Source organism: Nonomuraea rhizosphaerae, from assembly GCF_019396405.1.
Taxonomy (GTDB): Bacteria; Actinomycetota; Actinomycetes; order Streptosporangiales; family Streptosporangiaceae; genus Nonomuraea; species Nonomuraea rhizosphaerae.
In genome coordinates, this window is record NZ_JAHKRL010000032.1 from 1 (window position 1) to 9334 (window position 9334).

Annotated in this window: 8 protein-coding genes; 5 read left to right on the forward strand and 3 right to left on the reverse strand. The window is 72.2% G+C overall.

The window, feature by feature from the left end; translation table 11 throughout:
* Positions 1–436: 436 nt before the first annotated feature.
* Both hemQ and hemG read right to left on the reverse strand, forming a co-directional pair.
* Complete coding sequence (gene hemQ / locus KME77_RS01510; RefSeq protein WP_219460728.1) at positions 437–1138, reverse strand: hydrogen peroxide-dependent heme synthase; 702 nt, start codon at positions 1136–1138, stop codon at positions 437–439.
* Positions 1131–2546, reverse strand: a complete 1416-nt coding sequence (gene hemG, locus KME77_RS01515) for a protoporphyrinogen oxidase (RefSeq protein ID WP_219460732.1) — start codon at positions 2544–2546, stop codon at positions 1131–1133. The genes hemQ and hemG overlap by 8 nt, the downstream gene beginning before the upstream one ends.
* 137 nt (positions 2547–2683) lie before the next feature.
* On the opposite strand from hemG, the gene KME77_RS01520 reads away from it, so the two are divergent.
* Positions 2684–3634 carry a DUF4349 domain-containing protein gene (locus tag KME77_RS01520; RefSeq protein ID WP_219460749.1) on the forward strand — a complete coding sequence of 317 codons (951 nt, stop codon included), beginning with the start codon at positions 2684–2686 and terminating at the stop codon, positions 3632–3634.
* Here the strand turns inward: KME77_RS01520 and hemE are convergent.
* Entirely contained in the window at positions 3622–4635 is a 1014-nt protein-coding gene (gene hemE / locus KME77_RS01525) for a uroporphyrinogen decarboxylase (protein ID WP_281423995.1), read from the reverse strand. The two genes, KME77_RS01520 and hemE, sit on opposite strands and share 13 nt — an antisense overlap.
* A 685-nt stretch (positions 4636–5320) precedes the next feature.
* Here hemE and KME77_RS01530 point away from each other — a divergent pair.
* From KME77_RS01530 to KME77_RS01545, 4 genes are all read left to right on the forward strand, one after another.
* Positions 5321–5938, forward strand: coding sequence for a DUF3000 domain-containing protein (locus tag KME77_RS01530; RefSeq protein WP_219460755.1), 618 nt, complete (start codon positions 5321–5323; stop codon positions 5936–5938).
* A gap of 45 nt (positions 5939–5983) precedes the next feature.
* On the forward strand, positions 5984–7210 hold the full coding sequence (locus tag KME77_RS01535) for a ribonuclease D (RefSeq protein WP_219460759.1): 1227 nt from the start codon (positions 5984–5986) through the stop codon (positions 7208–7210).
* Positions 7211–7294: 84 nt separating this feature from the next.
* Positions 7295–8440 carry a Gfo/Idh/MocA family protein gene (locus KME77_RS01540; RefSeq protein ID WP_219460762.1) on the forward strand — a complete coding sequence of 382 codons (1146 nt, stop codon included), beginning with the start codon at positions 7295–7297 and terminating at the stop codon, positions 8438–8440.
* Positions 8437–9334 (forward strand): DUF993 family protein (locus KME77_RS01545; protein ID WP_219460765.1); only part of this gene is annotated, 898 nt, incomplete at its 3' end. The genes KME77_RS01540 and KME77_RS01545, both read left to right, overlap by 4 nt.

The window sequence follows — 9334 nt, forward strand, 5'->3', positions numbered from 1 at the left end:
GCGGCCGCTCCCCCGGCGGCGGTCCGGGCCGTGCCCGGCACTCCGGGGACGACGCCGGCGAGGCCGAGGGCGCCGCCCACCAGGGCCAGCGCGCCCGCCGACAGTCCCACGGCCCATGCCCGCCGCGCCTTGACGCGGTGGCCGCGACGGCGGCGGTGCCCGGCGCGCCGCGCCCCACGGTTCTCGCCGGCACTGGACCGCTGTGCCCCACGGCTCTCGCCGGTGCTGGACCGTTCCGCCGCGTGTCGCCCCGAGATGTGCCCTTCCGACCGCCGCACGCCGTCCGCCCCCCTGGAACGTGACACCCTCGCGCAGGTGAGGGATTCCCCCCGATTGTGACAAGGAGCGGTAGATCAATTCAGTTGGATCGCCAACTTGCCCCGGTATGGGGCCGCGAGGGGCTTACGGCAGCGCCGCGATCAGCTCCCGTACGGGCTTACGGCAGTGCCGCGATCAGCTCTCGTACGGGCTTGCGCGCGCCCGTGTAGAACGGGATCTCGATCCGCGTGTGCTCGCGGGCCCGCGCCCCGCGCAGGTGACGCATCAGGTCCACGATCCGGTGCAGCTCGTCGGCCTCGAACGCGAGCATCCACTCGTAGTCGTTCAGCGCGAAGCACGCCACCGTGTTGGCCCGCACGTCCGGGTAGTCGCGCGCCATCTTCCCGTGCTCGGCCAGCATCGCCCGCCGCTCGCCGTCGTCGAGCAGGTACCACTCCAGCGACCGGACGAACGGGTAGACGCTGACGAACGCCCGCGGCTCCTCCTCGGCCAGGAACGCCGGGATGTGGGACTTGTTGAACTCGGCCGGCCGGTGCAGCGCCATCGCCGACCACACCGGCGTGCTGTGGCGGCCCAGCGTGGTGCGGCGGAAGCGGGAGTAGACGTCCTGGAGGTCCTCGGCCGTCGGCGCGTGCCACCAGAACATGTAGTCGGCGTCGGCGCGGAACCCCGCCACGTCGTAGAGCCCCCTGGTCACCACGTCCTTCAGCGCCGCCTGCTCCAGCAGCTCGGTGACCTCGCCCGCCATGCCGTCGCGGTCGTCGGGGGACGGCGTGGCCGCCTTGAACACCGACCACATCGTGTAGCGGATCACCTGGTTGAGATCGCGGGCCTTGGGCCGCGCTGCGCCGTCAGTCATGGTCCCATTCTCCGTCAGGCGAGAGGTGGTCCAGAATCCGGGCCGCCGCCGTACGTCCGGTGGAGACGCACGCGGGGATGCCCAGCCCGTCGTACGCGGCCCCGCACACCGCCAGCCCCGGCTCGACGGCCACGGCGGCGCGGATGCGGGCCACCCGGTCGAGGTGGCCGACGTTGTACTGCGGGAGCGCCCCGCCCCAGCGGGAGACCCGCGTGTCCACCGGCAGCCCGCGCGCCCCCATGACGCCGCCCATCTCGGCGGTGGCCAGGGAGACCAGCTCGGCGTCGTCGCGCTGGAGCACCTGCTCCTCGCCGATCCTGCCGATGGAGCAGCGTACGATCACCAGCTCGCGCGTCAGGTGCGGCCACTTGACCGAGCTGAACGTGACCGCCTTGACCGGCCGCCCCTCCACGGGCGGCACGAGGTAGCCGCTCTGGTCGGGCAGCGACCGGAAGGCGTGCAGCGGGTAGGCCAGCGTGACGATGGCCATGCTGGCGTAGTCGATCCTGGCCAGCTCGCCGGCCGCCTTGGGGACCTCGGCCCGCAGCAGCCTGCTCGCGGCGGGCCCTGGAAGGGCGACGATCACCGCGTCGGCGTCGACGATCTCGGGCCGGGGCACGGGGCCGGTCACGAGCCGCCAGCCGCCGGGGGTGCGCCGCAGCTCCCGTACGGTGACGCCGGTCCGGATGTTGGCGCCCGAGGCCTTGGCGACCGCCTCCGGCAGGCTGCCGATGCCCTTCCTGAGCGAGGTGAAGACGGGCCCGGCGTCGCGGGGCGCCTCGGCGGCGATCTGCCTGGCCGCCGACAGCAGCGAGCGCTCCGAGCGGGCCGCCTCGGCGACCCGGGGCATCGTGGCCTCCAGCGACAGCATGTCGGCGCGGCCCGCGTACACGCCGCCGAGCAGCGGCTCGACCAGCCGGTCGAGCACCTCGCCGCCCATGCGGGCCCTGACGTACGCGGCCACGGAGACGTCGGTGCGCACGAGCGTCGCGGGCAGGATCTGGTCCAGTGGCACCCGGGCCAGGCCGCCGGGCGAGACGATGCCCGACCTGGCCAGCTCGGTGAGGTCGGCGGGCACGCCCATGACCTGGCTCCTGGGCATCGGCCGCAGCGCGCCCCTGGTGTGGACGGCCGCGCGGGTGGTGCCGGGGTCCATCAGGTCGTCGCCGAGCCCGGCGGCCTTGGCCAGGTCTTTTCCCTCGGGCCGTCTGGCCAGCATGGACTCGGCGCCGGCGTCCACGGTGACGCCCGCCACCTCGGAGGCCAGCAGTTTGCCGCCGATGCGGGGGCTGCTCTCCAGCACGGTCACGTCGACGCGCTCGCCCGCGCTCCGCCCGAGGTGCCACGCGGCGGCCAGCCCTGAGATGCCGCCCCCGACGACGACCACGTGCGCCCGTTTACCTGCCACGCCACCCGACGCTACCGCCTCATGGGCTCGATCGGCTGTCCGGGGCCGGACAAGGTCACGGCCTCCTTGAGAGATCACGTGATCTGACCGTGACACCCGCCGTCAAACCAGGTCGAGCCGCCGTCCGTCTTACGGGCATGGAGAGATTCCGGTACGGCGCAGCGCTCACCGCCGTCTGCGTGACCCTGCTCTTGGCGGGCTGCGGCGGAGGCGGCGAGTCCATGTCAGGCGCGGCCGCCCCGGCCGCCGCTCCCGAGATGGCGGACGGCCAGAGCCGGGCCGCGGCCGACCAGGCCACGGACTCGGACGCCGCCAGGACCCAGGCGGTGCCCCAGGAGGCCAAGTCCGACAATCTGGCCTCGAAGGTCAAGGTGGTCCAGCAGGACCGCCAGGTCATCTACACCGCCAGCATGACCGTGCGGGCCAAGGAGGTCACCGGGGCGGGGCTGCAGGCCAAGCAGATCGTCACCGCGGCCGGCGGCTACCTGTCCAAGGAGGAGTCGAACTCGGCCGAGGGCAGCGAGGCCTCCGCCATGCTGGAGTTCAAGATCCCGCCCGCCCGCTACAACGAGGTGCTCGCCGCGCTCGGCAAGAACCTGGGCAAGCAGCTCTCGGTCCAGCAGGGCACCCAGGACGTCACCATGCAGGTCGCCGACGTCAACAGCCGGCTGAAGTCGGCGCAGGAGTCGCTGGAGTCGCTGCGCACGCTGCTGAAGAAGGCCGACACGATCGGCCAGGTGCTGCAGGTGGAGCGGGAGATCTCCACCCGTGAGGCCGACCTGGAGTCGCTGCAGGCCCAGCAGAAGGAGCTGGCCGCCCAGACCGGCATGGCCACGCTGACGCTGCGGCTGGTCGGGCCCGTCACGGTCGTGGAGGAGCCGTCGGACGAGCCGGCCGGCTTCGTCGGCGGCCTGAAGACGGGCTGGGAGGCGCTGGTGTCGTTCGCCAAGGTCGCCGCCACGGTGATCGGCGTCCTGCTGCCGTGGCTGGCCATGGCGGTCCCGCTGGTCGCGCTGGTGGTCTTCCTGGCCCGCCGCCGTCGTCCGGCCGTCGTCCCGCCCGACCCGGCGGAGACTCAGGCGTCGTGAGCCAGGCCCTCGTGCACCAGGTCGGTCAGCCGCTTGAGCTGGTCGGGGTCGGTCGAGGGCAGCACGCCGTGGCCGAGGTTGAACACGTGGCCCTCGGCCGCCGCCCCCCTGCGCAGCACCTCGCGGGCCTTGCGCTCGACGACCTCCCACGGGGCCAGCAGGATGGCCGGGTCGAGGTTGCCCTGCAACGCCTTGCCCGGCCCGACCCGGCGGGCCGCCTCGTCGAGCGGCACCCGCCAGTCGACGCCCACCACGTCGGCCCCCGCCTCGCCGAGCACGCCGAGCAGCTCGCCGGTGCCGACGCCGAAGTGGATGCGCGGCACGCCGAGGCCGGCCAGGCCGTCGAAGATGCGGCGGGTGTGGGGCAGGACGAACTCCCGGTAGTCGCCGGGCGCCACCGCCCCCACCCACGAGTCGAACAGCTGGATCGCCGAGGCCCCGGCCCGCACCTGGATGAGCAGGTGCTCCAGCACGATGCCGCTGAGCCGCTCCATCAGCGCGTGCCAGAGCGCGGGCTCGCCGTACATCATGGCCTTGGTGCGGTCGTGGTTCTTCGACGGGCCGCCCTCGATCAGGTACGAGCCGAGCGTGAACGGCGCGCCCGCGAAGCCGATCAGCGGCGTCGCGCCCAGCTCGCCGGTCAGCGCCTGGATCGCCTCGCTCACGTAGGACACGTCGCCGGGCTCCAGCGGGCGCAGCGTCGCGACCCCGGCAGCGTCGCGGATCGGGTCGGCCACGACCGGGCCGACGCCGGGCTTGATGTCGAGGTCGACGCCGATGGCCTTGAGCGGCACGACGATGTCGCTGAAGAAGACGGCCGCGTCGACCCCGTAGCGGCGGACCGGCTGCATGGTGATCTCGACGATGAGGTCGGGCGTCGCGCACGCGGTGAGCATCGGGACGCCCTCGCGGACCTTCAGGTATTCGGGCAGCGAGCGCCCGGCCTGCCGCATGTACCAGACCGGGGTGTGCGGGACGGGCTCACGGCGGCAGGCCCGCAGGAAGGCCGAGCCGGACGTGAGGCCGGGGACGGGGCCAGGGACAGGGCCGGAGACGGGGTCGGCGAGATTCACCCTTCAAGGGTCCCATGACCTCGGCCTGCTCCGGCCACGGCAACAACGTGTCGGAAAAGTATGCATTGGACGACCAAAATCATGATCAGATAGCAGGATGGATGTTTACCGGCCGGCTCGGCATCGGCGCCCCGCACGGGTCGAACACACCCCATGGAAGAGCAGAAAGCCGGTCCTGTCTGGATCAAATGTTCGCCAAGCCACCGCGCGGCATCGATTCAGCATCCACTTTCGGGACACGCCGAGCGCGTTGCGCGGAATTGTCAGCGCGGCGTGCCAACGTCGGAGCCACGACCCGAAGAAAGGCCCCGGTTCAATGACTGGTGCGATGACCGCGTTGTGGAGTTCCGCAGAACGCCGCAGTGAGCGCTGCGCTGGCTGCGATGCTGAGCGGCAGTTCGAGCAGCCGCCGTGCCCTGACGGGCACGGGGCGGGTGAGTGCCCCGAGTGGGCCTGCCAGGAGTGCGGCCACGCGATCACCCTCGGCTTCGTGGCCGGGGACCACGCGCCCACCCGTGTGCCGGCCGGCTCGCTGGTTACGGCCTCGGTTTGATCGCCAACCATGAGCACCCCCGTGGTCCCCTTCCGCCCCTCCTCGACCTACGCTTCGGCTATGACCATCGGTGAGCTGCCACCGGCCCCCGCCCCCTTCAGGCGAGCGGTCGAGAGCCTGCGGCAGGCCGAGGTCAGGCCGGAGATCGAGCTCGAGGACCTGCCCGCCCCCCAGCGGCTGGCCCCGTTCTCGGCCGCCATCGGCGCCTCCGTCTACAGCGCCGCCGAAGGCGGCCAGGGCGACGACGAGGAGCTGGCGGTCGGCAGGCTGATCCTCCTGTACGACCCCGACGGCCAGCGCGGCTGGGAGGGGCCGTTCCGGCTCGTGGCCTACGTGCGCGCCGACATGGAGCCGGAGATCACCTCCGACCCGCTGCTCGGCCCGGTCGCGTGGAGCTGGCTGACCGAAGCGCTTGAGGCTCATGACGCCGAATACTCCGCCGCTGGCGGTACCGTGACAAGAGCCGTGTCCGAGGGCTTCGGCAACAAGGCCGAAGACCCGGTCAGCACCGAACTGGAGTTGAGGGCGTCCTGGTCGCCCGCGCATGAGGATCTCTCCGGCCATGTCGCCGCCTGGTGCGACCTCATGTGCCTGGCGGCGGGAATCCCGCCGCTTCCTCCCGACGTGGCCGCCATGCCGCGCCGACGTGAAGATCCGGAGAGTGACCGTACGAAGTGAGGGCACCAGTCAATACAGCACAAGCGTCATGAGAGCGGTGATCTCATGACAGAAGAGCGGACCGTCATCCCCCTGCTGGAGCCGCGTGAGGGCATCCCGGCGGTCGTCGCCGACGCCGATTCCCTGGCGGGCACCGTGGCGGCGTTCGCGAGCGGCACCGGTCCCGTGGCGGTCGACGCCGAGCGGGCCTCGGGCTACCGCTACGGCAATCGCGCCTACCTGGTGCAGCTGCGCCGGGCCGGCGCGGGCACCGCGCTGATCGACCCGATGGGCTGCCCCGACCTGTCCGCGCTGGACGAGGCCGTCTCCGGCGCGGAGATCGTGCTGCACGCCGCGTCACAGGACCTGCCGTGCCTGCTGGAGGTGGGGTTCAGGCCGCGCTCCATGTTCGACACCGAGCTGGCCGGGCGGCTGCTCGGCTACGAGCGGGTCGGGCTCGGCACGATGGTCGAGACCGTCCTGGGGCTGCGGCTGGAGAAGGGCCACTCGGCGGCGGACTGGTCGACCAGGCCGCTGCCCGAAGACTGGCTGCGCTACGCCGCGCTCGACGTCGAGGTGCTGGTCGAGCTCCGCGACGTGCTCCACGCCGAGCTGAGCGAGAGCGGGAAGCTGGAGTGGGCGCGCGAGGAGTTCGCCGCCGTGCTCAACACCCCGCCGCCGATGCCGCGCTCCGACCCGTGGCGGCGTACGTCGGGCATCCACAAGGTGCGCAACACGCGCGCGCTGGCGATCGTGCGGGAGCTGTGGACCATGCGCGACCGCATCGCCCGCGAGAGCGACCTGGCGCCCGGCCGGGTGCTGCCCGACTCGGCGATCGTCTCGGCGGCGCTGGAGGTGCCGCGCACCAAGAAGGCACTCACCGAGATCACGGCGTTCACCGGGCGCAGCGCGCGCCGGCACATGAGCGACTGGCTGGCGGCGGTGAGCAGGGCGCGCGGGCTGCCGGAGTCGCAGCTCCCGCAGCCGAGCACGCCCGGCGACGGGCCGCCCCCGGCCAACCGCTGGGCCGACCGCGACCCCGCCGCGGCCAAACGGCTGGCCGCCGCCCGCGCGGTCGTGGCCGCGCTCGCCGACGAGCACCGCATGCCGACCGAGAACCTGTTGCAGCCCGACGCCGTGCGCAGGCTCACCTGGGAGCCACCCGAGGAGATCACCGACGAGAGCGTGACGGCCCGCCTGCGCAAGCTCGGCGCACGCGAGTGGCAGCTCTCCCTGACCGTCCGTCCGCTCGCCAAGGCGCTGGCCCGGCTGGAGGCGAAAGGCGAGCTCTAGGCACGTCTACGGGTGATGTCCACTTGACGCCCCTGCGCAGGCAGTCGTACCGTTCGGGAAAGCGCTTTCCGTGAAAGGATCCCCATGAGCGTGCGCACGATCGGCGTCGTGATGAACGGCGTCACGGGCCGGATGGGCTACCGCCAGCATCTGGTCCGGTCGGTCCTGGCCATCAACGAGCAGGGCGGCGTGGCGCTCTCCGACGGCAGCCGGGTCAAGCTCAGGCCGGTCCTGGTGGGCAGGAACACGGAAAAGCTTGCCCACATTGCAGCAACCCACCACATTTCCCACTACACAACTGATTTGGCCGCAGCACTCGCCGAATCCGACAATGTGCTGTATTTCGACGCCCAAGTCACGGGCGCCCGGGTGAAAGCGGTGCTGCGGGCCATCGAGGCGGGCAAGCACATTTACGTCGAGAAACCCACGGCCGAGTCCGTTCGGGAGGCTGTCGCGCTCGCTGACGCCGCCAAGGCCAAAGGGGTCAAGAACGGTGTTGTACAGGACAAACTCTTCCTTCCGGGACTGCTCAAGCTGAAGCGGCTCATCGACGGCGGCTTCTTCGGCCAGATCCTCTCGGTGCGCGGCGAGTTCGGCTACTGGGTGTTCGAGGGCGACTGGCAGGAGGCGCAGCGGCCGTCCTGGAACTACCGGGCCGAGGACGGCGGCGGGATCGTGCTGGACATGTTCCCGCACTGGCACTACGTCATGGAGAACCTGTTCGGCCGCGTCCGCTCCGTCTACGCCAAGGCCGTCACGCACATCCCCACGCGGGTGGACGAGGACGGCAAGGAGTACGCGGCCACCGCCGACGACGCCGCGTACGGGATCTTCGAGCTGGAGGGCGGCATCGTCGCCCAGATCAACTCGTCCTGGACCGTACGCGTCAACCGGGACGAACTCGTGGAGTTCCAGGTGGACGGGACGCTCGGCAGCGCGGTCGCCGGGCTGCGCGACTGCCGCTTCCAGCACCGCGCCGCCACCCCCAAGCCCGTCTGGAACCCCGACCTGCCCGCCACCGCCCGCTTCCGCGACGGGTGGCAGGAGGTGCCGGACAACGTCGAGTTCGACAATGGGTTCAAGGTGCAGTGGGAGGCGTTCGTGCGGCACGTGTGCGAGGACGCGCCGTTCCCGAACGACTTCGCGTCGGGGGCGCGCGGGGTGCAGCTCGCCGAGCTGGGGCTGCGCTCGTCGGCCGAGGGCCGCCGGATCGAGGTGCCGCGGCCGTGAACATCGCCCTCCCCGGCGGCACCTACACCCTGCGCGAGCCGGTGACCTGGCCCGCCGTCACCGGCCCGGCCACGAGCCGGGTCGTGTACGCGGCCGCGCACGTGGTGGCCGACCCGCTCGGGGACAACACGCCCGGCTCCCCCGCCGCCGTCGACTGGGACGCCACGCTGCGCTTCCGCAGGCACCTGTGGGCGCACGGGCTGCGCGTCGCCGACGCCATGGACACGGCCCAGCGGAACATGGGCCTGGACTGGGCCGCCACCCGCGAGCTCATCCGCCTGACGGCCGCCGAGGCCGCCACGTCGGGCGACCCGGCCGCGCTGGTGTCGTGCGGCGCGGGCACCGACCACGCGCCCGACGCCGCCGACCTGCGCTCGATCACGGCCGCGTACGCCGAGCAGATGGAGACCGTGCAGGCCGCCGGCGCCGGGGTGATCGTCATGGCGTCGCGGCAGCTCGCCCGGACCGCCACGGGGCCCAAGGACTACCACGAGGTGTACGGGCAGCTGCTCGGCCTCGCCGAACGGCCGGTGATCCTGCACTGGCTCGGCGAGATGTTCGACCCCCGGCTCGCCGGGTACTGGGGCTCACCCGACGTCGCCGCGGCCACCTCGTCGTTCCTGGAGCTGGTCCACGCGCACGCCTCGAAGGTCGACGGGGTGAAGGTGTCGCTGCTGGACGAGGAGCACGAGGTGGGGCTGCGGGCCGCGCTGCCCGGCGGGGTGCGGCTGTACACCGGGGACGACTTCAACTACCCGTCGCTGATCAGGTCGGGGTCGCACGCGCTGCTGGGGGTCTTCGACGCGATCGCGCCGGCGGCGGCCGCGGCGCTGCGGGCGCTGGACGCGGCCGAGGCCGGCGAGGACGCCGCCCGAAATTTCGCACTTTACGATG